This is a genomic window from Vreelandella stevensii S18214, assembly GCF_000275725.1.
Classification (GTDB): Bacteria; Pseudomonadota; Gammaproteobacteria; order Pseudomonadales; family Halomonadaceae; genus Vreelandella; species Vreelandella stevensii.
In genome coordinates, this window is the sequence record NZ_AJTS01000049.1 from 195,292 (window position 1) to 220,653 (window position 25,362).

At 62.6% G+C, this 25,362-nt stretch carries 27 protein-coding genes; 19 read left to right on the forward strand and 8 right to left on the reverse strand.

What is annotated here, in order from left to right; all coding sequences use genetic code 11:
- Positions 1–7 precede the first annotated feature (7 nt).
- Both HSS18214_RS0116040 and HSS18214_RS0116045 read right to left on the reverse strand, forming a co-directional pair.
- Positions 8–871 carry a MurR/RpiR family transcriptional regulator gene (locus tag HSS18214_RS0116040; RefSeq protein WP_016916290.1) on the reverse strand — a complete coding sequence of 288 codons (864 nt, stop codon included), beginning with the start codon at positions 869–871 and terminating at the stop codon, positions 8–10.
- A gap of 187 nt (positions 872–1,058) precedes the next feature.
- Entirely contained in the window at positions 1,059–2,414 is a 1,356-nt protein-coding gene (locus HSS18214_RS0116045; protein ID WP_016916291.1) for an aldehyde dehydrogenase family protein, read from the reverse strand.
- A gap of 144 nt (positions 2,415–2,558) precedes the next feature.
- Between HSS18214_RS0116045 and HSS18214_RS0116050 the strand changes: the two genes are divergently transcribed.
- The 12 genes from HSS18214_RS0116050 to lpxL all read left to right on the forward strand — a co-directional run bounded on the left by HSS18214_RS0116050 (position 2,559) and on the right by lpxL (position 13,194).
- Entirely contained in the window at positions 2,559–3,731 is a 1,173-nt protein-coding gene (locus HSS18214_RS0116050) for a GNAT family N-acetyltransferase (protein WP_016916292.1), read from the forward strand.
- 44 nt (positions 3,732–3,775) lie between these two features.
- Complete coding sequence (ftsB, locus tag HSS18214_RS18360) at positions 3,776–4,141, forward strand: cell division protein FtsB (RefSeq protein ID WP_016916293.1); 366 nt, start codon at positions 3,776–3,778, stop codon at positions 4,139–4,141.
- Positions 4,138–4,863, forward strand: coding sequence for a 2-C-methyl-D-erythritol 4-phosphate cytidylyltransferase (ispD, locus tag HSS18214_RS0116060; RefSeq protein WP_016916294.1), 726 nt, complete (start codon positions 4,138–4,140; stop codon positions 4,861–4,863). Before ftsB ends, ispD begins: the two co-directional genes overlap by 4 nt.
- Complete coding sequence (ispF, locus tag HSS18214_RS0116065; RefSeq protein ID WP_016916295.1) at positions 4,863–5,351, forward strand: 2-C-methyl-D-erythritol 2,4-cyclodiphosphate synthase; 489 nt, start codon at positions 4,863–4,865, stop codon at positions 5,349–5,351. The genes ispD and ispF overlap by 1 nt, the downstream gene beginning before the upstream one ends.
- Positions 5,344–6,384 (forward strand): tRNA pseudouridine(13) synthase TruD, encoded by a 1,041-nt coding sequence (gene truD / locus HSS18214_RS0116070; RefSeq protein ID WP_016916296.1) that lies wholly within the window; start codon positions 5,344–5,346, stop codon positions 6,382–6,384. The genes ispF and truD overlap by 8 nt, the downstream gene beginning before the upstream one ends.
- 21 nt (positions 6,385–6,405) lie before the next feature.
- On the forward strand, positions 6,406–7,152 hold the full coding sequence (gene surE, locus HSS18214_RS0116075; protein ID WP_016916297.1) for a 5'/3'-nucleotidase SurE: 747 nt from the start codon (positions 6,406–6,408) through the stop codon (positions 7,150–7,152).
- Positions 7,139–7,816, forward strand: coding sequence for a protein-L-isoaspartate(D-aspartate) O-methyltransferase (locus HSS18214_RS0116080; protein WP_016916298.1), 678 nt, complete (start codon positions 7,139–7,141; stop codon positions 7,814–7,816). Before surE ends, HSS18214_RS0116080 begins: the two co-directional genes overlap by 14 nt.
- Positions 7,817–7,854: 38 nt before the next feature.
- Positions 7,855–8,766 carry a DUF368 domain-containing protein gene (locus HSS18214_RS0116085; RefSeq protein WP_371827797.1) on the forward strand — a complete coding sequence of 304 codons (912 nt, stop codon included), beginning with the start codon at positions 7,855–7,857 and terminating at the stop codon, positions 8,764–8,766.
- A 56-nt stretch (positions 8,767–8,822) separates the two neighbouring features.
- A complete protein-coding gene (locus HSS18214_RS0116090) occupies positions 8,823–9,842 on the forward strand; it encodes a peptidoglycan DD-metalloendopeptidase family protein (RefSeq protein WP_016916300.1) in 1,020 nt (339 codons plus the stop codon).
- A 152-nt stretch (positions 9,843–9,994) separates the two neighbouring features.
- The gene (rpoS, locus tag HSS18214_RS0116095; RefSeq protein WP_026001995.1) at positions 9,995–10,969 is read left to right on the forward strand and encodes an RNA polymerase sigma factor RpoS; all 975 of its coding nucleotides are present in this window, start codon (positions 9,995–9,997) and stop codon (positions 10,967–10,969) included.
- A gap of 200 nt (positions 10,970–11,169) precedes the next feature.
- Positions 11,170–12,270 (forward strand): alanine racemase, encoded by a 1,101-nt coding sequence (alr, locus tag HSS18214_RS0116100; RefSeq protein ID WP_016916302.1) that lies wholly within the window; start codon positions 11,170–11,172, stop codon positions 12,268–12,270.
- 12 nt (positions 12,271–12,282) lie between these two features.
- Positions 12,283–13,194, forward strand: coding sequence for an LpxL/LpxP family Kdo(2)-lipid IV(A) lauroyl/palmitoleoyl acyltransferase (gene lpxL / locus HSS18214_RS0116105; RefSeq protein ID WP_016916303.1), 912 nt, complete (start codon positions 12,283–12,285; stop codon positions 13,192–13,194).
- A gap of 108 nt (positions 13,195–13,302) precedes the next feature.
- On the opposite strand, the gene speD is transcribed toward lpxL, so the two are convergent.
- From speD to HSS18214_RS0116125, 4 genes are all read right to left on the reverse strand, one after another.
- Positions 13,303–14,097 carry an adenosylmethionine decarboxylase gene (gene speD / locus HSS18214_RS0116110; RefSeq protein WP_016916304.1) on the reverse strand — a complete coding sequence of 265 codons (795 nt, stop codon included), beginning with the start codon at positions 14,095–14,097 and terminating at the stop codon, positions 13,303–13,305.
- Positions 14,098–14,325: 228 nt separating this feature from the next.
- Positions 14,326–14,745, reverse strand: a complete 420-nt coding sequence (locus HSS18214_RS0116115; protein ID WP_016916305.1) for an OsmC family protein — start codon at positions 14,743–14,745, stop codon at positions 14,326–14,328.
- Between the two features lie 110 nt (positions 14,746–14,855).
- Positions 14,856–15,512, reverse strand: a complete 657-nt coding sequence (murU, locus tag HSS18214_RS0116120; RefSeq protein WP_016916306.1) for an N-acetylmuramate alpha-1-phosphate uridylyltransferase MurU — start codon at positions 15,510–15,512, stop codon at positions 14,856–14,858.
- Positions 15,509–16,519 carry an aminoglycoside phosphotransferase family protein gene (locus HSS18214_RS0116125; protein ID WP_016916307.1) on the reverse strand — a complete coding sequence of 337 codons (1,011 nt, stop codon included), beginning with the start codon at positions 16,517–16,519 and terminating at the stop codon, positions 15,509–15,511. The genes murU and HSS18214_RS0116125 overlap by 4 nt, the downstream gene beginning before the upstream one ends.
- Positions 16,520–16,589: 70 nt before the next feature.
- Between HSS18214_RS0116125 and HSS18214_RS0116130 the strand changes: the two genes are divergently transcribed.
- From HSS18214_RS0116130 to HSS18214_RS0116160, 7 genes are all read left to right on the forward strand, one after another.
- Positions 16,590–19,037, forward strand: coding sequence for an LPS-assembly protein LptD (locus HSS18214_RS0116130; RefSeq protein WP_016916308.1), 2,448 nt, complete (start codon positions 16,590–16,592; stop codon positions 19,035–19,037).
- Between the two features lie 35 nt (positions 19,038–19,072).
- On the forward strand, positions 19,073–20,110 hold the full coding sequence (locus tag HSS18214_RS0116135) for a peptidylprolyl isomerase (RefSeq protein WP_016916309.1): 1,038 nt from the start codon (positions 19,073–19,075) through the stop codon (positions 20,108–20,110).
- Entirely contained in the window at positions 20,110–21,153 is a 1,044-nt protein-coding gene (gene pdxA / locus HSS18214_RS0116140) for a 4-hydroxythreonine-4-phosphate dehydrogenase PdxA (RefSeq protein ID WP_016916310.1), read from the forward strand. Before HSS18214_RS0116135 ends, pdxA begins: the two co-directional genes overlap by 1 nt.
- A gap of 26 nt (positions 21,154–21,179) precedes the next feature.
- Positions 21,180–22,007 carry a 16S rRNA (adenine(1518)-N(6)/adenine(1519)-N(6))-dimethyltransferase RsmA gene (gene rsmA, locus HSS18214_RS0116145; protein ID WP_016916311.1) on the forward strand — a complete coding sequence of 276 codons (828 nt, stop codon included), beginning with the start codon at positions 21,180–21,182 and terminating at the stop codon, positions 22,005–22,007.
- The gene (gene apaG, locus HSS18214_RS0116150) at positions 22,004–22,381 is read left to right on the forward strand and encodes a Co2+/Mg2+ efflux facilitator ApaG/CorD (RefSeq protein WP_016916312.1); all 378 of its coding nucleotides are present in this window, start codon (positions 22,004–22,006) and stop codon (positions 22,379–22,381) included. The genes rsmA and apaG overlap by 4 nt, the downstream gene beginning before the upstream one ends.
- A gap of 86 nt (positions 22,382–22,467) precedes the next feature.
- Positions 22,468–23,283, forward strand: coding sequence for a symmetrical bis(5'-nucleosyl)-tetraphosphatase (locus tag HSS18214_RS0116155; protein ID WP_016916313.1), 816 nt, complete (start codon positions 22,468–22,470; stop codon positions 23,281–23,283).
- On the forward strand, positions 23,283–24,401 hold the full coding sequence (locus HSS18214_RS0116160) for a tRNA nucleotidyltransferase/poly(A) polymerase-related protein (protein WP_016916314.1): 1,119 nt from the start codon (positions 23,283–23,285) through the stop codon (positions 24,399–24,401). The genes HSS18214_RS0116155 and HSS18214_RS0116160 overlap by 1 nt, the downstream gene beginning before the upstream one ends.
- Here HSS18214_RS0116160 and folK read toward each other — a convergent pair.
- Both folK and folB read right to left on the reverse strand, forming a co-directional pair.
- On the reverse strand, positions 24,398–24,943 hold the full coding sequence (gene folK / locus HSS18214_RS0116165; RefSeq protein ID WP_016916315.1) for a 2-amino-4-hydroxy-6-hydroxymethyldihydropteridine diphosphokinase: 546 nt from the start codon (positions 24,941–24,943) through the stop codon (positions 24,398–24,400). The genes HSS18214_RS0116160 and folK overlap by 4 nt on opposite strands.
- Positions 24,940–25,320, reverse strand: a complete 381-nt coding sequence (folB, locus tag HSS18214_RS0116170; RefSeq protein ID WP_016916316.1) for a dihydroneopterin aldolase — start codon at positions 25,318–25,320, stop codon at positions 24,940–24,942. Before folB ends, folK begins: the two co-directional genes overlap by 4 nt.
- Positions 25,321–25,362 lie beyond the last annotated feature (42 nt).

Sequence of the window (25,362 nt, forward strand, 5' to 3'; positions counted from 1 at the left end):
CGCCGCGTTACTTGGCTGGCTTTTCGGCCGGAAAACGCGTACCGCGCAGGCTGTCCTTGATCTTCTTCAGGTGCGGCAAAAAGTCTTCGCCGCGCCTGAGGGTGACCCCCGTGGCCAGCGCATCGATCAAGGTGAGCTGAATCACCCGAGAGGTCATGGGCATGTAGTGGTCGGTATCTTCGGGGGTGGCGACTTCCAGGGTCGCGGTGCACTCTCGTGAGAGCGGAGAGTCCGGTGCGGTAATCCCCAGCACCACGGCGCCTGCTTCGCGGGCCACCCTGGCGATATCGACCAATTCCCGCGTGCGGCCCGTGTAGGAAATGATCACCACCACATCACCCGTATGGCAGGCGGCAGCCACCATGCGTTGCATTAGCACATCCACATACGCCATGACCGGCAAGTTGAAGCGGAAGAACTTGTGCTGCGCATCCTGGGCCACGGCACCGGAGGCACCCAAGCCAAAAAAGTGAATCTGCTTGGCCTGGGTCAGGTAATCCACCATGCGCTCGACGGCGGCCATGTCCACCTCGCGCTGGGCTTCGTCCAGGGCGGCAATGGTGGCTCCAAAAATCTTGTGCGTGTACTGAGTGGCCGTATCGCCGGGCTCGACGGCACGGGTCACGTAAGGCGTTCCGCCGGCCAGGCTCTGCGCCAGCTTGATCTTGAAATCGGGATAGCCCTTGGCGCCGAAGTTGCGGCAAAAACGGTTCACAGTAGGTTCGCTGACGCTGGCCGCCTGGGCGAGGCTGGCAATGCTCAGGCTGGTGGCGGCTGCCGGGTCCTCGAGAATCACGTTTGCCACCTTGCGCTCCGAGCGGTTCAACTCTTCCAAGCGTTCTCTGAGGCGGTCTAGCAGATCATGCGCCATTAACTGACTCCGTGGCAGGCATTGAGGGTAAACGAGGCGTCCACTGGGTGTACCAGTGATAGAACTCATCGGCAGGTAGTGGACGAGCATAGTAATACCCTTGCGCCGCTTCGCAACCTATCCCTGAGTGTGTGAGCGTATCCAATCAAAGTATATTAGATAAATGTCGGGCGTTGGCCTGTAATCTTTAGCCGAGCCTGAGCAATTTCAGCAGCCAGCGGCGATAAGGAGGTCGCAGCCAGCGGCTGTTGGCGCGTTTGGCTTGATAAAACACTCCCCGCATATGGCTGAAACGCTCGAAGCCGTGGCGGCCATGATAAGCCCCCATGCCGCTTTCACCTACCCCCCCGAAGGGAAGCGAAGGCACGGCGTGGTGCAGCAATGTTTCGTTGAACACCAGCGCGCCCGAGCGAGTGCCCTCAAGCAGCCGCTGCTGCAGCGTCTTGTCATGGGTAAAGGCATACAGCACCAGCGGCGCTGGGCGAGCGTTGATGAAGCGCAGCGCGTCCTCCTGATGCTGTACGCTGATGATCGGCAAGGCACGGCCAAAGATCTCCTCTTGCATCAGAGGAAGCCCCTGATGGGGGTCGATCACCAGCGCGGGAGCATGCGAGCCGTGATCGATCACGCGGCAGCCTTGATCACGCGCTTGCTCGATCAGGCGCTCACTGCGTGTGGCGAAGTGTTCACTGACATGGCCGGTGGCTTCCCTGGCATTGGGGCGCTGCTGGCGTATGGCCTGCTCCAGTGCCTTGATCAGCGCTTCCAGGCGGCTGGCTTCTACAAGAACATAATCGGGAGCCAGGCAGGTTTGGCCGTTGTTGAATCCTTTGCCGAACACGATGGCTTCGGCGGCGCTCCCCATCTCCGCATCGCTGGCAACCAGCGCAGGCGACTTGCCGCCCAGCTCCAGCGTCACCGGGGTCAAGTTGGTCGCAGCGGCGGCTGCGACCAGACGGCCCACGCGGCTCGAGCCGGTAAAGACCAGATGGTCGAACGGCAGTGCGCTGAAGGCGGCGGCAACGTCCTCGCCTCCCTCGATCACCACGAACTCGTCATCGGTAAAGTATTGCGGCACCAGCTGGGCCAGCAGCGCGCTGGTATGCGGCGCCTGCTCGCTGGGCTTGAGGAACACGGTATTACCCGCGGCCAGCGCGTCCACGATGGGCATCAGCGCCAGGCACCAGGGGTAGTTCCAGGTGGCCATGACACCCACCACGCCCAGCGGCTGGGGCGAGATGCGTGCACGGGCTGGCCACAGCCGCCAAGGCATGGTGGCGGCTTGCGGGCGCATCCAGTGCCACAAGTGCAGGCGGGCGTGGCGAATGGCGTGCAGCACCGAGCTGATCTCGGCCAGGCGAATTTCCACTTCACTGCGCTGACCAAAATCCGCTTGAATCGCCTGGATGATCGCCCGTTGATGGCGCCGTGTCATGAGTGCCAAGCGTGCCAGACGCTCACGCCGAATGGCGAGGGTCGGGTAGGGCGCAGTGGCGGCGGTTTCCCGCTGCGCAGTCAGTAGGGTCTTGAGATCACGCTTCATGGCCACTCCTTGGAATCGTTCGACATTGACCATACTGGCAGGTTATAGAGGGGAAAACCCTCGGCGCCAGACATTGACAATTGTTCACATCGTTAATGGTAAAGTAAGCCATCCACGGCGTCTGCCCGTGCCCTGGGAGTTGTCATGCCTTCTCTGTCGTTGACCATTCTACCTGCCATCGAGGCCGTTTCGGCAAGCCAGTGGGATGCATTGGCTGCGCCGGGTCAGCCGTTCATGCGTCATGCGTTTCTCCAAGCGCTGGAGCAAAGTGGCTCGGTCAGTGCTGCCACGGGATGGCAGCCTAGTCATCTGTGCGTCTGGCAAGGGCAGCAGCTCGTCGGGGCGCTGCCGCTGTATCGCAAATACCACTCCTACGGTGAGTACGTGTTCGACTGGGGCTGGGCCGACGCGCTGGAACGGGCGGGAGGGCAGTATTACCCCAAGGCGCTGAGTGCGGTGCCGTTTACCCCCGTGCCTGGGCCACGCACTCTGATCGCCGTGGAGGCACCTGCTGCTGAGGTATACGCCTGTCTGGCCCAGGGCATCGAGCAGCTGTGTGAAGCCCGGGAGCTCTCCAGCTGGCATCTGCTGTTTGCCCATGAGCAGGAGGTGGGTGCCTGGCAACGCCAGTGGCCGCAACTTATCACTCGTGAAGGCGTACAGTTTCAGTGGCGTGACCAGGGGTTTGGGGATTTCGAAGGCTTTCTGGCCTCGCTGGCCTCCAAGCGCCGCAAGACGATCAAACGTGAGCGCCGATTGGTGGCCGAGCAGGGGATTACCCTGACGCGTTTGGTGGGCAGTGAGATCAGTGACGCAGACATGGCACACTTCTACCGCTGCTACACCATTACCTACCATGAGCGTGGTCGCCCACCGTATTTGAATCACGCCTTTTTCGAGCGCCTGCGTCATACCATGAGCGAGTCGCTGGTGCTGATCCAGGCCCGGTTGGAAGACCGCCCGGTGGCAGCGGCGCTCTGTTTTCAGGATGCCACGACCCTCTATGGCCGTTACTGGGGAAGCGAAGTGGTCGCCGACTGCCTGCACTTCGAAGCTTGCTACTATCAAGGTATCGAGTACTGCCTGGAAGCCGGGTTGACGCTGTTTGACCCCGGCACGCAGGGAGAGCACAAACTGGTGCGCGGCTTTGCCCCGCAGCGGGTGCGTTCGCTGCACTACATCGTTCACCCCGGGCTGGCCGCCGGGGTGGGGCAGTTTTGCCAGCAGGAAGCCGAGCATGTTCAGGCGTATCGGCAGGCGGCCAGCCAGTCTTTACCCTATAAGTCGCCTCTGGCGTCGCAGGACCCTGCGGCTTGATGGCATAATGCGCGCCGCTCTGGCTTTTATACAGGAACACTCTCATGCACAGATGGCTCTTGGTGATACTGCTGGCAGTGCTTGGCCTGATGCAGTACCAGTTGTGGCTGGGCAACGGCGGCTGGCGCGACCTTCAGCGGGTCGAAGAGCGTGTGGCTGAACAGGAAGCGGCCAATCAGCCCCTGCGCGAGCGTAACGCCCGACTGGCGGCCGAGGTCACGGATTTGAAAACCGGGCTGGCCGCCATCGAAGAGCGTGCACGCAGCGATATGGGCATGGTGCGTTCCGACGAGCAATTTTTCTGGGTGCCTGGTGTCGCCATCGAAAACGAGCTGCTGGGGATTCATGCGGGGTTGATCGCCCAGCCTGGGGTTATTCCACCGCGTGAGCGCGAAGGCGGTGAGCCATGAGTGAAACGCTCTGGCTGGTGGTGCCCGCCGCAGGGCAGGGCAAGCGCATGGGGGCTGATCGGCCCAAGCAGTATTTGTCGCTTGATGGGCAGCCGATCCTGGCCCATACCCTGGCCAGGCTAGCCCAGGCTTTTCCCGAGGCCCATCTGGTACTCTGCCTGGATCGCGACGACGGCTGGTTCGACCCGCATAGCGTACCGTTCAAGCGCTGGCAGCGGGTCGATGGCGGCCAGGAGCGCATGCATAGTGTGCTCAACGCGCTGCGTGCCATTCCCGCTCGTGCGGATGACATCGTCATGGTGCATGACGTGGCGCGCCCCTGTATCACCCAGCAGGATTTGCTGGCGCTGCATGCGGCCATCCAGCGCCACTCGGCCGGTGCGCTGTTGGCCATGCCGGTGGCCGACACCATGAAGCGTGACCGAGGTGATCAGTGCAGCCTGCGCACCGAACCCCGCGACGGGCTGTGGCATGCGCTGACTCCGCAAGGCTTTCGTTACGCGCTGCTGCTGCGCGCCCTGGAGCAGGCTGTAGAGCACGGTACGCTGGTCACCGACGAAGCCTCTGCCGTCGAAGCATTGGGAGAAGCCCCGCGGCTGGTCAGCGGTCGTCGCGACAACCTGAAAGTGACCCACCCCGGCGATCTGGCGCTGGCGGGTGCCATCTTACACACTCAACAAGCCGCCGCGTCGATGGCGGATAACGGCAACAGGAGCGCCTAATGCGAATTGGCCATGGATTTGACGTGCATCGCTTTGGTCCCGGCGACCATCTCATGATTGGAGGCGTCGTGCTGCCCTTCGAGCAGGGGTTCGTGGCGCACTCCGATGGTGATGTGCTGCTGCATGCCATCAGCGATGCGCTGCTGGGTGCCTGCGCGCTGGGCGATATCGGCCATCATTTCCCGGATACCGACCCCGCCTGGAAAGGCGCCGACAGCCGTGGCCTGCTGCGTCACGTCATGTCGCTGGTGCGCCATGCCGGCTACGAGGTGGGCAATCTCGATGCCACTTTGATGGCACAGGCCCCTAAAATGGCGCCTCATATCCAGGCCATGCGAACCGTCATTGCCCAGGATCTGGAAATCGCCCTGGGCCAGGTGAACGTCAAAGCCACCACTACCGAGCGGTTGGGCTTTACCGGGCGGGGTGAAGGTATCGCTGCCGAGGCCGTGGTGCTGCTGACCCCGCGAGCGTCAGCGGATGCTTGAACTTCCTGATTGGCAGCGCAGCCTGACGGCCGATTTCGGCCTGCCCGCCCCAGGCCACTACCGCACCGCGCCGGAAGATTTTCGGGTCGACGAGCAGCTCGACTTCATCCCCGAAGGGCAGGGTGAGCATCTCTGGCTGCGGGTGGAGAAGCGCAACCTGACCACGCTGGAGGTGGTCAGACAGCTCAGCCGACTATGCAGCGTGGGGCAGCGCGACATCGGCTACTCAGGAATGAAAGACCGGGTCGCCGTCACGCGACAGTGGCTCAGCGTACATCTGCCGGGGCGCCCAGCGCCTGAGGGGCTGGCAGCCGCTCTGGCCGAGCTGGGCATTCAGGTGCTGGAGCAGGCGCGCCACCCGCGCAAGCTGAAGCGCGGCGTGCACCGCACCAACCATTTTCAACTGCGGCTCAGTGGCGACGCCGTGCAGCGGGAAGACTTTACCGCGCGATGGGAAGCGCTGTGCCGTCACGGCGTCCCCAACTATTTTGGCCATCAGCGCTTTGGCGCGGGTGCCCGCAACTTGCAGCGAGCCCAGGCGGTGCTGGCCAAGGGCTGGCGCAAACGCGATGACCGCCAGGGCATGATGCTCTCGACCGCCCGCAGCTTTCTGTTCAACGAACTGCTCAGCGTGCGCTTGCAGGAGGGCAGTTGGTGCTGCCCGTTGGCAGGTGACACGCTGATGCTGGAAGGAACCCAGAGCGTGTTTGCCGTCGATTCAGTGGATAAGGCGCTGATCGAGCGGGCCGCCGCGATGGATCTTCACCCCACCGGGGTGTTGTGGGGTGTTGGTGAATTGGCGCAGGGGGCGGCGGCGGAGTATGAGACATTGCTTCGACAGCGGCATCCAGCGCTGTGTGAAGGGCTTGAAAAAAGTGGCGTCAAGCGTGCTCAACGGGCACTGAGGGCCTGCCTGGTGGCGCCCAGCATCACCCATGAAGACGGCGCTGTGCTACTCTCATTTGCCCTGCCGCGAGGTAGTTTTGCCACGGCGGTGATCGGCGAGTTGATCCACCATCCCGATACCGCCTGATGTACGTGTAAGGAGACCAACATGCGGCGACTGCTGCTTTCCAATGACGATGGCGTTCACGCCCCCGGCCTGAAGGCGCTGCATGATGCGCTCACGGCCCATGCGCACCTGCGCGTGGTTGCCCCTGACCGCGATCGTAGCGGGGCCAGCAATTCGCTGACCCTGTCTCGGCCGCTGTCGCTGACCGCACTGGACAGCGGTTTCTATAGCGTCGATGGCACCCCGGCCGACTGCGTCTATCTGGGCGTGAACGGCCTGTGGGACGAACGGCCAGACCTGGTTATCTCCGGCATCAATCATGGCAGCAACCTGGGCGATGACGTGCTCTACTCCGGGACGGTAGCCGCCGCCATGGAGGGCCGTAACCTGGGCATGACGGCCATCGCCATGTCGCTGTGCGGCACCCAGCACTTCGATACGGCCGCGCACGTAGCGGCCAGCCTGGTGGGGGCCTCTGATCGACTGTCGCTGCCGCCGCGTACGCTGCTCAACGTCAATGTGCCCGATTTGCCTTGGGAAGCCATCAAAGGCGTCAAGGTCACTCGGCTAGGGTATCGCGGCCCCGCTGAAAAGCCCGTGCCGGTGCAAGACCCCCGTGGCCGCACGCGCTACTGGATTGCCCCGGTGGCGGCCAACGCCGATGATGGCGAGGATACCGATTTTGCGGCGGTCGAGGCGGGCTATGTCTCGATTACCCCGCTGCAAACTGACCTGACGCGCCACCCGGCGCGCCGTGATGTACAGGACTGGTTGGATGCCTTTGCCTGATCTATCGCCTGGCGAGTTGAGAGGGCGTGGTATGACCTCTCAGCGCACCCGAGATCGCATGATCGAACGGCTGCAGCAGCAGGGCGTACAGGATACGCGGGTGCTGGAGGTCATGGCCCGTGAGCCACGCCACCTGTTCGTGGACGAAGCACTGGCGCACCGCGCCTATGAAGACACCGCGCTGCCGATTGGTTTTGGACAGACCCTGTCGCAACCCCTGACCGTAGCGCGCATGACCGAGCTGGTCTTGAAGGCGTCGCCCCGGCGTGTGCTGGAGGTCGGAACGGGTTCCGGCTACCAAACGCTGATTCTGTCGCGCCTGGTCGACACTCTCTACTCCGTAGAGCGCATCCACGCGCTGCACGCGCGTGCGGCAGAGCGGCTGTGGCGGCTGGATGCTCCGGCGACTCTCGCCGTGGCCGATGGGGGCGAAGGGTGGCCGGAAGCCGCCCCTTTCGATGTGATTTTGCTCACTGCCTGTGCGCAAACGCTACCCCAGGCATTGCTTGAGCAGTTGACGCCAGAAGGCGCATTGATTGCGCCGCTGGAAGAGTCCGACGGCAGCCAATGGCTGACCCAGGTCAAGCGCATTGGCTGTGCATTTGAAAAGCGCCGGCTCGAACCCGTGCGCTTTGTTCCCCTGTTGCAAGGAGTTGTGGATTGAAGCGTCGAGCGATAGAACTTTTTTTCAAAGGCGCTGGCATGGGAGCCGCCGATGCCGTTCCCGGAGTGTCCGGTGGCACCATTGCGTTCATTACCGGTATCTATGAAGAGCTGATCAACACCATCAAACAGTTTGGCCCCAGCGCCCTGGGGGCCTGGCGTCATGGTGGGCTGCGCGGGCTTTATGTCCACCTCAACCTGGCCTTCCTGACGCCTCTGCTGGCCGGTGTCGCCATCAGCCTGTTCAGCGTCGCGCACTTGGCGCTTTGGCTCATGGAGGCCCAGCCGCTGCTGCTGCAAGGCTTCTTTTTCGGGCTGGTGGCGGCCTCGGGGCTGGTCGTCGGGCAGGCGGGGGAGCGCTGGAAAATAGCCTATCTGCTGCCGCTCACCCTGGGGTTGCTGCTGGCTCAACTGCTGCCGGGCATGATGCCCCTGGTGTTGATGATCGGTAATGAAGCGATGGTCGTGGTGGTCGCAGGCGCCATCGCCATCAGCGCCATGCTGCTGCCGGGCGTGTCGGGGAGTTTTCTATTGCTCACCATGGGCCTCTACGGCACCATCATGGGCGCGATTCGCAGCTTCGATCTGGGTATCATCATCCTGTTCGGCATGGGTTGCCTGCTGGGACTCGCCCTGTCCTCACGGCTACTGTCATGGCTATTGAAGCGCTATCATGGGGCAACTCTGCAGCTGCTACTAGGGTTTATCGTCGGTTCGTTGCCGGTTCTCTGGCCTTGGCGTGAGCTGTTACGCTACCAGCTGGGCTCGGAGGGGCAAATGATTCCGCTGGCCTATCGCTATCTGTTACCCAGTGACTACGCCGTGCTGACCGGCGAGTCCGCGCAGGTCGCTGGTGTCGTATCGTTGATGGTCTTTGGAGCGCTGCTGGTCGTACTATTGAATCGTCGCGCAGTGACGCACTCCTCACGCTCAACGACCCCGAGCCATTGAGCGGGAATCGAATCATCGAGTGTGAGCGCACGGCATTGAAAAGGAGTAGGGATTGCATGCGTAAGGTTTTTATCGTGTCGGTGTTGGCGCTGGCGATCAGCGGCTGTGCCAACCAACAGCAGGGTACGCCACAGGTACGCGATTTGAGTGAAGCACGTCGCGTGGTTGAAAATACCCCTCAATACACCGTCAAGGCAGGCGATACCCTGTATGGCATTGCCTGGCAGCACAACCTGGATTATCGCCAGTTGGCGGCCCTGAACAACATCAGCCCTCCTTATCAAATTCACCCGGGACAAACCATCGCCCTGCGGGAAGGCGCGGGTGCCAGCACGGCCCCCAGTCAGGCACCTGCCACGGCGTCGCGGGGTGTGGTGGCCACTGGGTTACAGCCTCAGGCCACGGCCGTTGCCAGTAACGAGCAGGAACTGGACTGGCTGTTGCCCGATGAGAGCGCCATCGAGCGTAACCAGCGCCTGACGGCGGAGCCTCGCGCCGTGGAAGCTGCGCAGCAGGTGGCTGCCAATACAGCGCCGTCAGAACCGCCTGCATCGGCTGCTGCTGAGCCGCCGTCTGAACCTGCCGCCGAGCCCGAGCCGGCTCCCGAGCCCGCGCCCGCCGCAACGCCAGAGCCAACGCCTGCGGCGCAGCCTGCTCAGGCCGCTCGCCCGGATCGCTCCTCGCGTACCTTCACGCCTGTCGATAATGTCGACTGGCGCTGGCCTACCGATGGAGAGATTACCGGTGAGTTTGGTCAGGGTGGGAGCATTACTGCCGGGATTGATATCGCGGGGCAAAAGGGGCAACCTGTGCGAGCGGCAGGCCCCGGTATCGTGGTGTACGCGGGCAGCGGTGTGCGTGGCTACGGTAACCTGATATTGTTGAAGCACAACGATCAATACCTCAGCGCCTACGCACACAACGACAGTTTAAGTGTCAAAGAGAACGATGTCGTCGAGGCCGGTGAGGTCATTGCCACCATGGGCGATAGCGACGCAGATAGTGTCAAGCTGCATTTTGAGGTGCGCCGCGATGGCCAGCCACAGAATCCACTCGACTATTTGCCCGCTCGCTAGGCACCACGCTCTGAAGGTAACGTATTAGCTCGATCAAGGTAACCCGGACAGCTAACTAAGGCGTCATATAACAATAAGGTGCACGCGCACAGGGAGTGCGACCACCCTGACTTTTTCGAATGGCGGATAGGTGAGACAACGGGGGTATGACCATGAGTATGCTGGAGAAGGACCTACAGGAGATCGACCTCGACGAGGTTGAGGAAGCGCTGGATGAGGCCGATGACGATGCCACGGCTGAGGAGGCAGAGTTCGAGAAAGCGCTGGGTCGGGACGACCGCCAATCCACTCAGAGCCTCGATGCTACCCAGATCTACCTCAATGAAATCGGCTTTTCGCCGCTACTGACGCCGGAAGAAGAGGTCTATTACGGACGTCTGGCGCGCAAGGGGGATGCCCTGGGGCGCTCACGGATGATCGAGTCCAACTTGCGTTTGGTGGTCAAGATTGCTCGGCGTTATTTGAACCGTGGCTTGACGCTGCTGGATTTGATCGAAGAAGGTAATCTCGGGTTGATTCGCGCGGTGGAAAAGTTCGACCCTGAGCGCGGCTTTCGCTTTTCCACTTATGCCACCTGGTGGATTCGGCAAACCATCGAACGCGCCTTGATGAACCAGACACGCACCATTCGTCTGCCGATTCATGTGGTCAAGGAACTGAACATCTACCTGCGCGCGGCCCGTGAGTTGACCCAGAAGCTCGACCACGAAGCCACCGCAGAAGAGATTGCCGAGCATCTCGACAAGCCGGTGGAGACCGTCAAGAAGATGTTGGGGCTCAACGAACGTGTGTCTTCGGTGGACTACCCGATGGGCGGTGAAAGTGACAAACCTCTCATCGATACTCTCACCGATGATGACGTGCAAGGACCTGAGGCGTGCCTCGTGGATGGCGACGTGCGTGAGCATGTCGACCACTGGCTGGACGAGCTCAGCGAGAAACAGCGCGAGGTGGTGGTGCGTCGCTTTGGCCTGCGTGGGTATGAAGCCGCCACGCTGGAAGAAGTGGGTGCCGAAATCGGTCTGACCCGCGAGCGTGTTCGTCAGATTCAGGTGGAAGCGTTAAAGAAGCTGCGACGCTCGCTGGAAAAGCAGGGGCTTTCTCTGGATTCGATTTTCGAGGCGTAGCCTCGTCGAAGCCACTTGCCCCGGCCAGCACGTTCGACATGCTAGTCTACAGCGCACCGAGCATTTCACTCGGTGCGCTGTTTTTGATAGCCAGTTTGTCTGGCAACCGGGTAACACCCGCTAAACCCATATCCGTTCGCTAGCCGTGCGGATTATCAGCATCGCGCTGTCGTACGAGCGCTCTGATAAGTGAGATAGCCATGCGCCCGTTAGTGGCCCATATCGATCTGGACGCGCTGCGTCACAATTACCAATTAGCCTGCCGCTGTGCGCCTCAGAGCCGCTCGGTAGCCGTCATCAAGGCCGATGCCTATGGTCACGGTGCGCTGGCCTGTGCCAACGCCCTGGAAGCCGAGGTGCCCGCGTTTGCGGTGGCCTGTATCGAAGAGGCGTTGAGCCTGCGTGAAGGCGGCATCAAGGCCCCCATCATCCTGTTGGAAGGTATCTTTAGCGCTGACGAGCTGGCGCTGGTCGACCATCATGGCCTGTGGATCAGCGTGCACAGCCGCTGGCAGGTAGAGGCGCTTTTGGCCTATTCCCCGCAGCGACCGATTCCCGTCTGGTTGAAGGTCGATTCCGGCATGCACCGACTGGGGTTCTCACCCGAAGAGGCACCGCTGGTTTGGCAGCGGCTGTGCGATGCTCCGCAGGTCACCGCGCTGCATCTGATGAGCCACTTCGCCAACGCTGATGCCCAGGATGCCAGCTACTTCGAGCATCAGATGGGCGTGTTGCAGACCCTGGCGGCCACGTTGAAGGCACCGCTTTGCCTGGCCAACTCACCTGCCACCCTGGCCCGGCCAACGGCCCATGGCGACTGGAACCGGCCGGGTATCATGCTGTATGGCAGCGACCCCCTGGAAGTCGCCAGCGAGCTGACCCGGCAGCTGCGCCCGGTAATGACGCTGCGCTCGGAAATCATCGCCCTGCGTGAGCTGGCCGTCGGCGAACCAGTGGGCTACAGCGGACGCTGGAAGGCCCCACGCCCCTCGAAAATTGCCGTCGTCGCCGCAGGCTATGGGGATGGTTATGATCGCCATGCCGTGGATGGCACCCCGGTACTGGTCAACGGCCAGCGCTGTCCCATCGCCGGTAAGGTCTCCATGGACATGCTCACGGTGGATGTCACCGAGGTGCCCGACGCCGCCATTGGTAGCGAGGTCGTGCTGTGGGGGCGCGCCTCCCAGGGCAGCGTGCTGTCGGTGGACGAAGTGGCCCGCTACTGCGATACCATCAGCTATACCCTGCTGACCGGCGTGCTGCCCAGAGCACCTCGGCAGTACCATGGGGCCAACGTCTAAACGGTTATCTGTATGTCGAAATCTTATCCGCGCTCTTTTGCGCACCCCCGCTACTGGCCGACCTGGCTGGCCATTGGTGCCATGTACGTGGCGGCCTGGTTGCCCTGGCGAGTCAAGCTTTGGGTAGGCAAGATGATAGGCCTGCTGGCGTGGCGGCTTGCCAAGCGTCGGCGGCACATCACGGCCACCAACCTGGCGCTCTGTTTCCCCGAGAAAAGCGCCGATCAGCAGCGCCAGCTGGTCAAGGAAACCTTCATCGCCAACGGTATTGGGCTGGTGGAAACCGCCACTGGCTGGTGCCGCGATGCCGAAGGCCTGCGTCATCGCGTGGCCTATCATGGCCAGGAGCACCTGGCCCATGCCAAGGCTCAGGGCAAGGGCGTGCTGGTGGTTGGTATTCACTTCTCGACGCTGGACCTGGGTGGCGCGCTGCACTCGCTGTTTTTCCCGGCGGACGTGGTCTATCGCCCCCACAACAACCCGCTGTTTGAACGCTTCATGACCCGGGCACGCTCGCGCATTTTTGGCCAGGCCATCGACCGTCACGACCTGCGTGGCGTGGTGCGGCGGATCAAGGCGGGACATATCGTATGGTACTCCCCGGATCAGGACTTCGGTCGCGATGTCAGCGTCTTCGCTCCGCTGTTTGGTCAGCAGGCGGCGACCATTCGCCTGACGGCCAAGATCGCCCGCATGACCGGAGCGCCGGTGGTACCGCTGATGTTTCACCGCAATCCGGACAACCGTACCTACACCATCGAATGCCTGCCCGCCTTCGAAGACTTCCCCAGCGGCGATGAAGTGGCCGATGCCACCCGGGTGAACGAATTCATCGAGCGGGCCATTCGCAAGCACCCCGAGCAGTACCTGTGGCTGCACCGGCGCTTCAAGACGCGTCCTGAAGGCGACGCCGGGTTTTATTAGCGCGACCCCGGGTGTCGAGCCTGATGTCGAGTACTGAACGAGCATGAAAAAAGCCGCCCGGAAGCGGGCGGCTTTGCGTTATGCCAGCGGAAACTTTTGCCCGCAACCTCAGTCGAGATTGCGCGAGTAGAAGATTTCCAGCATCTCTTTGCGCAGACGGCCTTCGATATCGCGGGCTTCTTCGAAGGTGATGTCGCGGCGCGACGTGCCGAACAGGTAGTTGTCCAGCTCGAAGTCCTTGAGCAGCATCTTGGTGTGGAACATGTTTTCCTGATACACGTTCACATCGATCATCTGGTAGGCCTGCTTGGTATCTTCTGCCAGATAGTCCTGAATCGAAGTGATGTCGTGATCGATGAACAGCTTCTTGCCATCGACGTCACGGGTGAAACCGCGCACGCGGTAGTCCATGGTGACGATGTCGGAGTCGAAGCTGTGGATCAGGTAGTTCAACGCTTTCAATGGGCTGATATGCCCACAGGTGGATACATCGATATCCAGACGGAAGGTGCTGATGCCGTTGTCGGGGTGCGACTCGGGGTAGCTGTGTACCGTCACATGGCTTTTGTCCAGGTGAGCCACGACCGTTTCCGGCAGCGGGCCAGGTCCTGGCTCGGTTTGCCCTGGCGTCGGGTCATCCAGCTCGTGCTCGGCAATCAGAATGGTCACACTCGCGCCATGGGGCTCATAATCCTGACGCGAGATGTTCAGTACATGAGCGCCAATGATGTTGGTGACGTCTTTCAGGATCTGCGTCAAACGTTCGGCGTTGTAAAGCTCATCGATATAGTCGATATAAGCCGCACGCTGCTCTTCGGTTTTGGCGTAACAGATGTCGTAAATATTGAAGCTCAAAGAGCTGGTCAGGTTGTTGAACCCGTGGAGTCGGAGATTATCTGACACTTCCGAACCTCCCTATGGCAGATGAGGACACCCCGACGAGCCAGCGCCGGAACCGATAAACACTTGTCACCGTGCTAACGCAGCCGCCTTGTAAGCGACCCCGCACTACGCAGTAAAGGGAAAAACAAGCGGGCGTATTATGCCCGCCCAGGGCGTGGCTTGCATCCAGCCACGCCATTTTTTTTGATGCCGCAGCGTCACCCTCGTGGCCAGCCGACCTACGACGGCTCAAGCTTCGCGGATCTCATAGGAGTGAGTGATGTCGACACCGCCTTTGACCAGCATGATCGAGGCGCTGCAGTACTTCTCGGCAGAAAGCTCCACGGCGCGCTGGACCTGCTTCTCTTTCAGGCCGCGACCAGTGACCACGAAGTGGACATGGATCTTGGTGAAGACGGCGGGGACTTCATCGGCGCGCTCGGCATCCAGCTCGGCCACGCAGTCGGTGACCTCTGCCCGTGCCTTGTCGAGAATGTTGAGAATATCAAAAGCGGTACAGCTGCCCATGCCCATCAGCAGCATTTCCATGGGGCGAGGCCCCGTATTACGGCCACCGTGGTCAGGTGGGCCGTCGATCACAACGCTGTGTCCGCTTCCAGACTCCGCCACGAACTGGCGTCCATCGGTCCATGCTACCCGTGCTTTCACGTTGCTCTCCTCATGCTGGCGACGAAAGGTAAGTCGCGCAGCATAACATTTCCAGGCGCAGACGCACGGCTTCTCTCCATGTCGCCTGCACGTCCTCTATCGCAAACCCGTCAGGCAAGGTGGCGTTCCAGCGCCGCCAGCCGCTCTGGCGTGCCCACGTCCACCCAGTGGCCAGCGAAATGCTCGCCCGAGACACGCCCTTCGGCCATGGCCTGGCGCAGCAGCGGCGCCAGGGCAAACGCCCCAGGCGGCTCGCTGGCCACCAGAGCGGGGCGCAGCAGGCTGATGCCCGCAAAGGTCAGGCGTGACGCTCCAGCGCTCGCCACCCGGCCCTGATGCAGCGCGAAGTCGCCCTCAGGGTGTTGCACCGGGTTGTCCACCAGCACCAGATGCGCCAGATCCTCGGCGGCCAGCGCGGCAGCGTCCGGCAGGTAGTCGCACCACACATCGCCGTTGATCAACAGAAAAGGCGCCTCGCCCAGCAGCGGCAGTGCCTGGCGAATACCGCCGCCGGTTTCTAGCGGAGATGGCTCGTGGCTCCACTGGATGGATACCTGATGGGCGCTGCCGTCGCCCAGCGCGGCCATGATCTGCTCGGCACGATAGCTGACATTGATGACCAACTCATGAATGCCCGCCTGCCGCAGGCGCTCGATGTGATGCACGATCAGCGGCTTGCCCGCGACGGGCAGCAGCGGCTTGGGGCAGTGGTCGGTGAGCGGGCGCATGCGCTTGCCAAGGCCTGCGGCCAGGATCATGGCCTTCATGCGCTCTGCTCCGCCAGGCGCTGCATGATGGCGGGGCGCAGTACGCTGCTGGCCCACTCGGCAAACGCGCGATGGTCAGGCAGGGCCGCCAGGCTATCTTCCAGGTGATCGAGGAAGTGGGGCAGGCGGGCCAGGTAGCCCTGCTTGGCGTCGCGTAGCGTCAACCGACAAAAAATGCCCAGTACCTTGAGCGAACGTTGGGCTGCCATGGCATGGCACTGGACCAGAAAGTCCGCTTCCGAGGTGGTGCGGAGCAGTCGTCCCTCCTGGCGAGCTTGCTGGTAGAATAGCGATACCAGCTCGGCAAACTGGCTGGCGCTGAAACGGCAGTAACGCCCCCGCAGCAGCGAGATCAGGTCGTAGCTGAGCGGACCAGCTACGGCATCCTGAAAGTCGATCATCGTCAGCTGCTGAGTCTGGCACATGAGGTTCATGGCATCGAAGTCCCGATGCACGCTGACCACGGGCTGTGCCAGCGCGCTATGGATCAACGCCTGACGCAGCGCGGGCCACGACTCGGGGGCGGCCAGCCCTAGCCAGCGTTCCAGGCACCATTCGGGGAACAGATCGAGTTCACGCCCCAGCAGGGCCTCATCGTAGGCGGGGAGCGCCGCAGGGTCGGCACGATTCTGCAGCTGAGCAATCAGCGCCATGGCTTCCAGGTGGCGCTGACGGGTGCTGTCAGGGTCCGTGAAGGTGTCCTGAAGCGGGGTGTCGCCCAGATCCTCCAGCAGCAGGAAGCCCGCGTCCAGGTCGCTGGCGTGGATGTAGGGAACCGCTAGCCCGGCGGCATGCCAGCGTTTGCCGATGGCCACAAAAGGCGCCGAGTCCTCCTGGGCGGGCGGCGCGTCCATGACGATACGCGTGCTGCCATCGGGGAGCGTGAGGCGAAAATAGCGCCGAAAACTGGCGTCACCGCCCGCCGGTGCCAATTGAATATGCGCGGGCTCAAGGCCATGATGCTGCGCTGCCCACTGGGTGAGGGCGTCGATCCTGGAAGAGGACATGCAAGCTCCTTGCTGGTCGGGCATGATGCGGGCTGTATAATACCGATTCTGGATGCCAAGGATAACGAACATGGGCAAGCGAATCTCGCGCACCACTCCGGTTGCGCAAACGCTGTTGGGCAGTGTGCTCGCCGGTGCCTCGCTGTCAGCGGTGGCGCAGGGGCAGCCATTGCCTGCTGACGCGCTGGACTGGCAGCCCTGGGGGCAGGACGAAGCACGCCAACAGCTGTGTCGTGGGCGCTATGTGATGCCCGACTATCGTTTGCCTGCGCAAGAGAACCCGGAAACGCTCTCGGTGGAAACCGATGAAGCGGATTATGCCGCGGATGGCGAAGCGCTGCTGCGCGGCGATGTGGTCTTGCGTCGCGGCAATACCGAGCTGCAAGCCGATCAGGTCTTTGTTCCGGCGGACCGCCAACGCGTCGATGCCGAAGGTGACCTGGTCATCCGTGACGGTCAGGCCATGGTGCGTGGTGAGCAGGCCACGCTGATGCTCAACGAGGATCGTGCCTCGCTGCGCAATAGCCATTACGTGCTCTATGAGCAGCACCTGCGCGGCCAGGCCAGCCAGCTGGAGCAAACCGGAGAAGAGCAGTATCGCCTGCGCGATGCCACCTTCACGACCTGTGATCCGGGTGCCAACAGCTGGCAACTGGTGGGTAGCGATATCCAGTTGAATCAGGCCACCGGATTCGGCACGGCGCGTCACGCGCGCCTGCAGGTCAAGGACGTGCCGATTTTCTACTGGCCCTGGCTACGTTTTCCCATCGATGACCGCCGCCACACGGGGCTGCTGTCACCCACGCTGAGCTTCTCCAGTGACGGCTTTGACTATGCTCAGCCGTTTTACTGGAACATTGCGCCTAACCATGACGCCACCATTACACCGCGTTGGATGTCGGACCGTGGGCTGCTGCTCAATGGCGAGTATCGCTACCTGTTCGAGCAAAGCCAGGGGATCGTGGAGGGTGGTTTCCTGGGCAGCGATGGTGGCAGCAGCACTGGAGACAATCGCTTCGAAGGCGAAGAGCGCTGGTACATCGATGCGCAGCACGCCGGTGCCTTGGCCCCGCGCAGCGACTATCAATTGCGCTACGGAGCGGCCAGCGATGGGCGCTATTTCGACGACTTTGGTGGTGAGTTCGGCAGCGGTGATCGGGTCAGCATGGAGCGTCTGGCGCAGGTGGACTACCGCGGCGAGCGCTGGCAGCTGGACGCCAGGGCCCAGGGGTTTCAGCGCCTGGAAGACCCGCTCAGCGATACCGATCGCCCTTTCTACCGCCTGCCCAGCCTGACCGCCAATTCGGATTGGCAGCTGGGCAGCGGGTTTTATACCCAGTGGCGCTCCAACGCGACCTATTTCTGGCGTGACGTGGACGAGCGCCAGGTCCCCGAGCGGGAAGCCGCCATTGGTACCCGTCTGCATCTGACTCCCAGCGTGGGCTGGCGCTATGAGCAGCCCTGGGGCTATATCGAACCGCGCAGCGAGCTGTGGCATACCGCCTACGAGCTGGATTACGGTGACCGTGTCACGGACCGCGATACGTCGCCCTCGCGTAATGTTGCGATTACCTCCATCGACGGTGGGCTGATCTTCGAGCGCGAGCTGGAGCTGGGTGGGCGTGACTATCGTCAGACCCTCGAGCCCCGTATCAACTACGCCTACGTGCCGCGTACCAACCAGACCCAACTGCCGGACTTCGATAGCCGCGAACGGGCGTTCTCCTGGGATCAGCTCTGGTCCCCGCACCGCTTCTCGGGGGCTGACCGGGTCGGTGATCTGAATCGCGTCTCGTTGGGCGTGCAGTCTCGGTTGATCGAAGACAGCGCCGGGCGTGATCGTTTGACGCTGGGCGTTGGCCAGAGCCTCTACTTTGCCGAGCGGCGCATCGACAGTGACGGTGACCCGAGCACGCTGCCGCCGCGCCCGGAAGACGCCCCCGACGCCAATCCGCTGAGCCGCTATCAGGCCACGCGGGATCGCTCGCCGCTGGTGACCCGGCTGGACTGGCAGATCAATGACCGTTGGAGTACGGGCTATGAATGGCTCTACGACGATGAGCGTGAGCAGACCGAACGCTCCAGCGTCGACCTGCGTTATCGTCATCCTGATGGCCACGTAGTGAACCTTGGCTACCGCTGGGAGATCGAAGGGTTCGATCCTTCCGTGGTGCCCGGTGACGACGGCTTCCGCGACTACAGTCGTGAAGAGTGGGACCTGTCGCTGGCCTGGAAAGCCAGCCCAAGGATTGATTTGATTGGCCGCTACCTGCACGATCAAACCAACGATCGTCCTCTGGAGCAGTTGGCGGGCTTGCAGTGGAACGACTGCTGCTACGGCGTACAGCTTGTCTGGCGGGAGTGGATAGACGACAACGATACCGCCAGAGTGGAAGACGACTTTAGCGACCGTGGCCTGTTCCTGCGCTTTGTCTTCCGTGGTCTTGGCGGTGTTGGCCAGGAAGCCGACAGCTACTTTGAACAGGCGATCCCAGGCTACCGCCCCACACCCCTTTAACGATCACCTTGAATGGCGACTGAAAGAGACTTTTTATGACGATCAGAAAGACCCTGCGGACCCGCAAGCTCACCCAGCGGGCAAGACAGCTTTCAGCGGGCACCATGATGACGCTGTGCCTGGGCGCTGGCGCTGCCCTGGTACCCTTGACCGTTCAGGCCCAGAGCTTCGAGTCCACACAGCGTCAGCCGCTGGATAGCGTCGTGGCCGTGGTCAACGATGGTGTCATCATGCGCAGCGAGTTGAACGAACGCATCGCGGAAATCGAGCAGCAGGCGGCCGCTCAAGGCGGCCAACTGCCGCCCCGCAGCCAGTTGGCCCAGCAGGTGCTGGAGCGCATGGTGATGGACGAAATTCAGCTGCAGATGGCCAGCCGCGCCAACCTGAGCGTGGACGACACCGAGCTTAACCGTCAGCTGCGTAGCATTGCTGAGTCCAATGGCATGAGCCTGGATCAGTTTGCCGATGCCGTGGAAGCCGATGGCATGAGTCTGGCCAGCGTGCGTGAGGAAGTGCGGCGCGAAATGCTGATGCGTCAGGTGCAGCAGCGTCAGATCAGCCAGCGGGTCTCTGTCTCGGACCGGGAAGTGGAGCGCTTTCTCGAGCAGCAGCCCTCTCAGCAGGGCCAGTCGTTCATCGAAGAGACCCGTGCGCGCCACGTGCTGGTCGAGCTGACGCCCACCCGAGACGAAGCGCAAGCGCGTAGCCGTGCAGAGCAGGCTCGCCAGCGCCTGCAGCAGGGCGAAGACTTTGCCACCGTTGCCCGTGAGCTCAGCGATGACCGGGGAAGCGGCATGAACGGTGGCGACCTGGGTTGGGTACGCCCCGGCCAGACGGTGCCTGCCTTCGAAGAGGCCATGAGTTCGCTCAGCCCCAACCAGCTGTCCGAGCCGGTGCGCTCGCAGTTTGGCTACCACGTGATCGAAGTGCTGGAGCGCCGTCGTCAGGACGTGACCGAAGAGAGCCGTCGCGAGCAGGTGCGCCAGGCCATCTTCCAGCGTCGTGCCAATGAAGAGCTGGAAGTATGGCAGCGTGAAATTCGCGAACAGGCCTTCGTGGACATTCGCCTGTAATGGCGCTGCCGCTGCTGATCACCACCGGGGAGCCCGCCGGTATCGGCCCCGAGCTGACGCTGATGCTGGCGGCCCAGGGGCGTCTGAACAACACCGTGGCGGTAGGTGACCCGACGCTGCTCGCCCAGCGGGCGGCGTTGCTCGCGCTCACGGTGGAGATCGTGGTCGCCGAGCCGGGCAGCCAGCAGGTCTCCTCGCCAGGGCGCCTGGTGGTGTGGCCGGTCGCCTTGCGCGCACCGGCCACGCCCGGCGTGCTGGACCCTGCCAATGCAGGCTATGTGCTGGACACCCTGCAGACGGCAGTGGAGGCCTGCCTGGCCGGACACGCGGCGGCCATGGTGACTGCCCCGCTGCACAAGGGCGTGATCATCGAAGGCGGCTACCCGCACTTCACGGGCCACACCGAGTGGCTGCGTGACGCCTGCGGCGTGGATGAGGTGGTCATGCTGTTGGCCACGGACGCTGCGCTGCACGCCACGTCGCCACAGTGGCAGGGCGAAAGCGACCTGCGGGTTGCTCTGGTGACCACCCATCTGCCGCTGCGCGATGTGGCGGATGCCATCACCGGCGAGCGCATTGCGCGCATCAGCCGTCTACTGGTGGCGGACCTGCAGCGTCAATTCGGCATTGCCCAGCCTCGGGTGGCGGTGTGTGGGCTCAACCCCCATGCGGGTGAAGATGGCCACCTGGGCCGCGAAGAGCTGGAAATCATCACGCCCACCCTGCAGGCGCTGCGTGCCGAGGGCCTGAACGTGGAAGGCCCGTTTCCGGCCGATACCCTGTTTACCCCACGCCATCTGGCGGAGGTCGATGCGGTACTGGCGATGTATCACGACCAGGGCCTGGCAGTGCTAAAATACGCAGGCTTTGGTCAGGCTGCCAACATCACCCTGGGGCTGCCGCTGGTACGCACCTCGGTGGACCATGGCACGGCGCTGGACTTGGCAGGCCGCGGTATTGCCAACCCCTCTAGCCTGGGCGTGGCGGTGGCACTCGCCCAGCGGCTGGCCACCCAGCGTGCCTCCTCTCAGGCCGCCCCATGAATCAACCCTCCAAGGAACACTGTTAGATGTCTCAAGTGCCCCAGCAGCACCGTGCTCGTAAACGCTTCGGTCAAAACTTTCTCCGTGATCTCGGGATCATTTCACGGATTGTCCGTGCCATCGGGCCGCGTGAAGGCGATCGGCTGGTCGAAATCGGTCCCGGCCAGGGCGCGCTCACTGCTCCCTTGCTGGAAGCGACCGGCACGCTGGAAGTCATCGAGCTGGATAGAGATCTGATTCCGGGGTTGCGGGTGCAGTTTTTCAACTACCCCGAATTCGTGATTCACGAAGGCGACGCGCTGAAGTTCGATTTTGCCGCCCTCAAGGGCGATGGTCAGCCGCTGCGCGTGGTGGGGAATCTGCCTTACAACATTTCGACGCCGCTGATCGTGCACCTGCTGACCATGGGGTCAGCCATCGCCGATATGCACTTCATGCTGCAAAAAGAGGTGGTGGAGCGGCTGGCGGCCGAGCCCGGCAGCACCGATTGGGGGCGGCTCTCGGTGATGGCGCAGTATTACTGTCAGGTGGACCAGCTGTTCATCGTGCCACCGGAAGCCTTCGTGCCCCGTCCCAAGGTCGATTCCGCCATCGTGCGGCTGACGCCCCATGCATCGCTACCCCAGGTGGCCGATGATCCGGCCCTGCTTTTCGAGCTGGTCAAGCTGGCCTTTGGGCAGCGCCGCAAGACGCTGCGCAACAACCTGAAGGGGCGGGTCAGTGCAGAGGCCCTGGAAGCGTTGGGCATCGACCCTGCCCGGCGCCCGCAAACCCTGACCGTGGCGGAATACGTGACCATCGCCAATCATGTGGCCGCCAATGAGGACGTGGAACAGCGGAGTGGTGACGCGTGAGCGGGCTGGAGATCGAGGTCAGCGTCACGCCAGAGTTTCAGGACGCCGAGTCGAGTGCCAGCGAGGCCCGCTACGTGTTCAGCTACACCGTGACGGTGCACAACCAAAGCCCCCATAGCGTGCAGCTGATGGCACGCTACTGGAAAATCACCCAGGGCAATGGCGACAGCCAGGAAGTGCGCGGCAAGGGCGTGGTGGGTCAGCAGCCGCTGATTGGCCCGGGGCAACGGTTCCGCTATACCAGCCGAGCGATACTGCAAACCCCGGTAGGTGTCATGGAGGGTGCTTACACCTTGTTGAATACCTACACCCAGCGGGCGTTCGATGTGCCCGTCTCGCCCTTTCGGTTAGCGGTGCCCCGCCAGCTGCATTGAGGCGGGAGCCTTCGTCGGCGGTTTTCCATGCTCGGCAAGCCGCCCACGCCAGCCAACTCCGTCAATGCGTCAACAGGCCTTTACCCATGAGCACTTATGTCATTGGCGACCTGCATGGATGTCATGCCGAGTTTGTCGCCTTGCTGGATAAAATCAGCTTTGATCCCGCCCGCGATACGCTCTGGCTGGTGGGCGATTTGATCAACCGGGGGCCTGGCTCCCTGGCCTGCCTGCAGGAAGTGAGAGCGCTGGGCAGCGCCGCACGCAGCGTGCTGGGGAACCACGATTTCCACCTGCTGGTGGTGGCACGGGGGGGCGGCAAGCTCAAGCGCCACGACACACTGGACGACATTCTGTCTTCGCGGCACCGTGACGATTTGCTGGACTGGCTGCAAAGCCTTCCTCTTGCGGTACAGGCCGATAACACGCTGATGACCCACGCCGGGCTGCTGCCCAGTTGGAGTGCTGAACGGGCGCTGGCACTGAGCGGAGAAGTACAAGCAGCGCTGGGCAGCGAGCAGGCGGGGGCTTTCCTGAGCCAACTGTTCGGCAATCAGCCTGACCGCTTCCACGACCAGCTCGAAGGCATGGACAGGCTGCGCTGCATCGTCAATGTGTTCACTCGGATGCGCTTCATCGATGCTCAGGAGCGGCTCGATTTTGCTGCCAAGGAGGGGTTGGAGAGCGCGCCTGCGGGCTTTGCGCCCTGGTTCCAGTTTCCCCGTGCCGACGATCTGCGCCTGCTGTTTGGCCATTGGGCGGCGTTGGAGGGGCGCACCCCTGGCGCGAAGGTGGATGTGCACGGGATCGATACCGGGTGCGTGTGGGGTGGTTCGCTGAGCGCGCTGGTGCTGGAGAGCGGCCAGCGTGTCAGCGTGCCCAGCCAGCAGGGAGGCCGCTGATGTTTCAGCTGGATGCATACACTCAAGGGCTGGAGGTCTACCGCGTGGGGGGGGCCGTGCGGGACGAGCTGTTGGGATGGCCCGTGGTGGATCACGACTGGGTGGTGGTGGGGGCAACCCCCGACATGATGCAGCAGCGTGGATTCAAACCTGTAGGGCGCGATTTTCCGGTGTTCCTGCACCCGACCACCCAGGAGGAGTACGCGCTGGCGCGTACCGAGCGCAAGTCGGGCCATGGGTATGGCGGGTTCGAGGTGCACGCCAGCCCCGACGTGACACTGGAAGAGGATCTCTCCCGTCGGGATCTGACCATCAATGCCATCGCCCAGGCGGCGGATGGGCATTTGACCGACCCTTATCACGGACAGCGGGACATCGAGCAACGCTGGCTTCGCCATGTCTCCCCCGCCTTCAGTGAAGACCCCTTGCGCGTACTGCGGACTGCGCGTTTTTTAGCCCGCTATGCCTCCATGGGGTTTGCCGTTGCTCCGGACACTCTGGACTTGATGCGCGCGGTCAGCCGCAGCGGAGAGCTGGCGCATCTGGCAGCCGAGCGCGTGTGGGTCGAGACCGAAAAAGCGTTGGCCGAACCCAGCCCCGAGTGCTATTTCACGACTCTGGCCGCGTGTGATGCCTTGGTCGTCTGGTGGCCTGAGCTGGCAGCGAAAGCGTGTCTGGCTCAGGCCCTGGAGGCCATGCAGGCAGCTCCCGAACAGCGCGAGCCGCCGCTGGCGTACTGGCGCTATGCGCTGCTGGTGTCGGTGCTGAGTGAGTCACAGCGCGAAGCCCTGGCCGTGCGTTTGAAGTTGCCCAATAGCGTTGCGCAGCTGGCACGGCATAGCGCCTTGAGCAAAACATTGCTGGCAGCCCCACTGGAGGCCGAGAAAGTGCTGGGCTGGCTGGAGCGTCTGGATGGCTGGCGCAAGCCTGCCCAGGTCAGCGCGCAATTGCAGTTGCTGGAGCGGCTTGCGCCTGGCTTGCGCCCCGTGCTGGAGGCGGCCTGGCAAGCCGCCTGCGCGGTCAGCCCTCAGGTGTTGATGGGCGAAGGCTACCGAGGGGCAGCCTTGGGAGAAGCGCTGCGTCAACGGCGGCGCGAGGCCGTGGAGGCATCGCTTTAGCGCGCGTGGACCTTGCGCGGCAAGGGGTCGGCCTGGGAAACGAAGCGCCCTTGCCAATGAAACTCGATGGCCCACAGTCGCTGATGGCCCAGGGAAAAGCGTTGCCACAGCGTGGCGTAAGGCGTATCGCAGCGAGGGTGTCGCTCGTCGGGCAGCAGCTCGGCCAGCGGTTGCAGTACGAAAGCGTTCTGGGTGATTTCAGCCCGGGGCAGGGCTACGTCATCGACCACACCACAGGCATTTCCCACGGTCAGCAGGTCGATATCCAGGGCGCGCGGGCTACACTTGACCATGTCAGGCGTCCGCCCATGGGCCATTTCCAATGCCTTGGCCCAGGCCTGTAGTCTGGCCACGGACCAGTTGCTGTGGAACGCCACCACCAGATTGTAAAAATTGCGGCTATCCTTGAATCCGACCGGCTCGCTCTCGAAAATGCGCGATATCTGCAGTTCGCCAAACGTCTCTGCCAGGGCGTCCAGGCACAGGCGGATGTGTTTTTCCGGGTCGATATTGCTGCCCAGGCTAAGCGTGACCAGGTTCATGGGTCGCTATCCTTGCTAGCCTTTGGCAGGCTGCCGCGGGTGATTTCCAGGCCGACACTGGCCGCCTGGGGCACCGCACCGGGCTTGCGCACACGCAGGTGCAGCCAGCTAATCGGAAACTCGTGCTGTAAACAGGCGGCCAGCCGCTCGGCAAAGGTTTCGACCAGCGCAAACTGGTGCTCATCGGCGAACTGCTGGATTCGCTGGCAGATCGCGGCATAATCGAGGGTCAGACGCAAATCATCGGTGGCGGCGGCAGGCCGGATATCGGTGGCCAGCGAGAGATCCAGGCTCAGCGATTGCGTGATGGTGCGCTCCCAATCGTATACGCCAATCACGGTATCTACGGTGAGTGCTTCAATCAATATGCGGTCCACAGGCCATTCCCCAGCGTCGACAAGCGGGCGATTGTACTTGAG

Coding starts and splice junctions, on each gene's coding strand:
- HSS18214_RS0116040 (WP_016916290.1), bottom strand. CDS start 871: ATGGCGCATGATCTGCTAGACCGCCTCAGAGAACGCTTGGAAGAGTTG.
- HSS18214_RS0116045 (WP_016916291.1), bottom strand. CDS start 2,414: ATGAAGCGTGATCTCAAGACCCTACTGACTGCGCAGCGGGAAACCGCC.
- HSS18214_RS0116050 (WP_016916292.1), top strand. CDS start 2,559: ATGCCTTCTCTGTCGTTGACCATTCTACCTGCCATCGAGGCCGTTTCG.
- ftsB (WP_016916293.1), top strand. CDS start 3,776: ATGCACAGATGGCTCTTGGTGATACTGCTGGCAGTGCTTGGCCTGATG.
- ispD (WP_016916294.1), top strand. CDS start 4,138: ATGAGTGAAACGCTCTGGCTGGTGGTGCCCGCCGCAGGGCAGGGCAAG.
- ispF (WP_016916295.1), top strand. CDS start 4,863: ATGCGAATTGGCCATGGATTTGACGTGCATCGCTTTGGTCCCGGCGAC.
- truD (WP_016916296.1), top strand. CDS start 5,344: ATGCTTGAACTTCCTGATTGGCAGCGCAGCCTGACGGCCGATTTCGGC.
- surE (WP_016916297.1), top strand. CDS start 6,406: ATGCGGCGACTGCTGCTTTCCAATGACGATGGCGTTCACGCCCCCGGC.
- HSS18214_RS0116080 (WP_016916298.1), top strand. CDS start 7,139: ATGCCTTTGCCTGATCTATCGCCTGGCGAGTTGAGAGGGCGTGGTATG.
- HSS18214_RS0116085 (WP_371827797.1), top strand. CDS start 7,855: ATGGGAGCCGCCGATGCCGTTCCCGGAGTGTCCGGTGGCACCATTGCG.
- HSS18214_RS0116090 (WP_016916300.1), top strand. CDS start 8,823: ATGCGTAAGGTTTTTATCGTGTCGGTGTTGGCGCTGGCGATCAGCGGC.
- rpoS (WP_026001995.1), top strand. CDS start 9,995: ATGAGTATGCTGGAGAAGGACCTACAGGAGATCGACCTCGACGAGGTT.
- alr (WP_016916302.1), top strand. CDS start 11,170: ATGCGCCCGTTAGTGGCCCATATCGATCTGGACGCGCTGCGTCACAAT.
- lpxL (WP_016916303.1), top strand. CDS start 12,283: ATGTCGAAATCTTATCCGCGCTCTTTTGCGCACCCCCGCTACTGGCCG.
- murU (WP_016916306.1), bottom strand. CDS start 15,512: ATGAAGGCCATGATCCTGGCCGCAGGCCTTGGCAAGCGCATGCGCCCG.
- HSS18214_RS0116125 (WP_016916307.1), bottom strand. CDS start 16,519: ATGTCCTCTTCCAGGATCGACGCCCTCACCCAGTGGGCAGCGCAGCAT.
- HSS18214_RS0116130 (WP_016916308.1), top strand. CDS start 16,590: ATGGGCAAGCGAATCTCGCGCACCACTCCGGTTGCGCAAACGCTGTTG.
- HSS18214_RS0116135 (WP_016916309.1), top strand. CDS start 19,073: ATGACGATCAGAAAGACCCTGCGGACCCGCAAGCTCACCCAGCGGGCA.
- pdxA (WP_016916310.1), top strand. CDS start 20,110: ATGGCGCTGCCGCTGCTGATCACCACCGGGGAGCCCGCCGGTATCGGC.
- rsmA (WP_016916311.1), top strand. CDS start 21,180: ATGTCTCAAGTGCCCCAGCAGCACCGTGCTCGTAAACGCTTCGGTCAA.
- HSS18214_RS0116155 (WP_016916313.1), top strand. CDS start 22,468: ATGAGCACTTATGTCATTGGCGACCTGCATGGATGTCATGCCGAGTTT.
- HSS18214_RS0116160 (WP_016916314.1), top strand. CDS start 23,283: ATGTTTCAGCTGGATGCATACACTCAAGGGCTGGAGGTCTACCGCGTG.
- folK (WP_016916315.1), bottom strand. CDS start 24,943: ATGAACCTGGTCACGCTTAGCCTGGGCAGCAATATCGACCCGGAAAAA.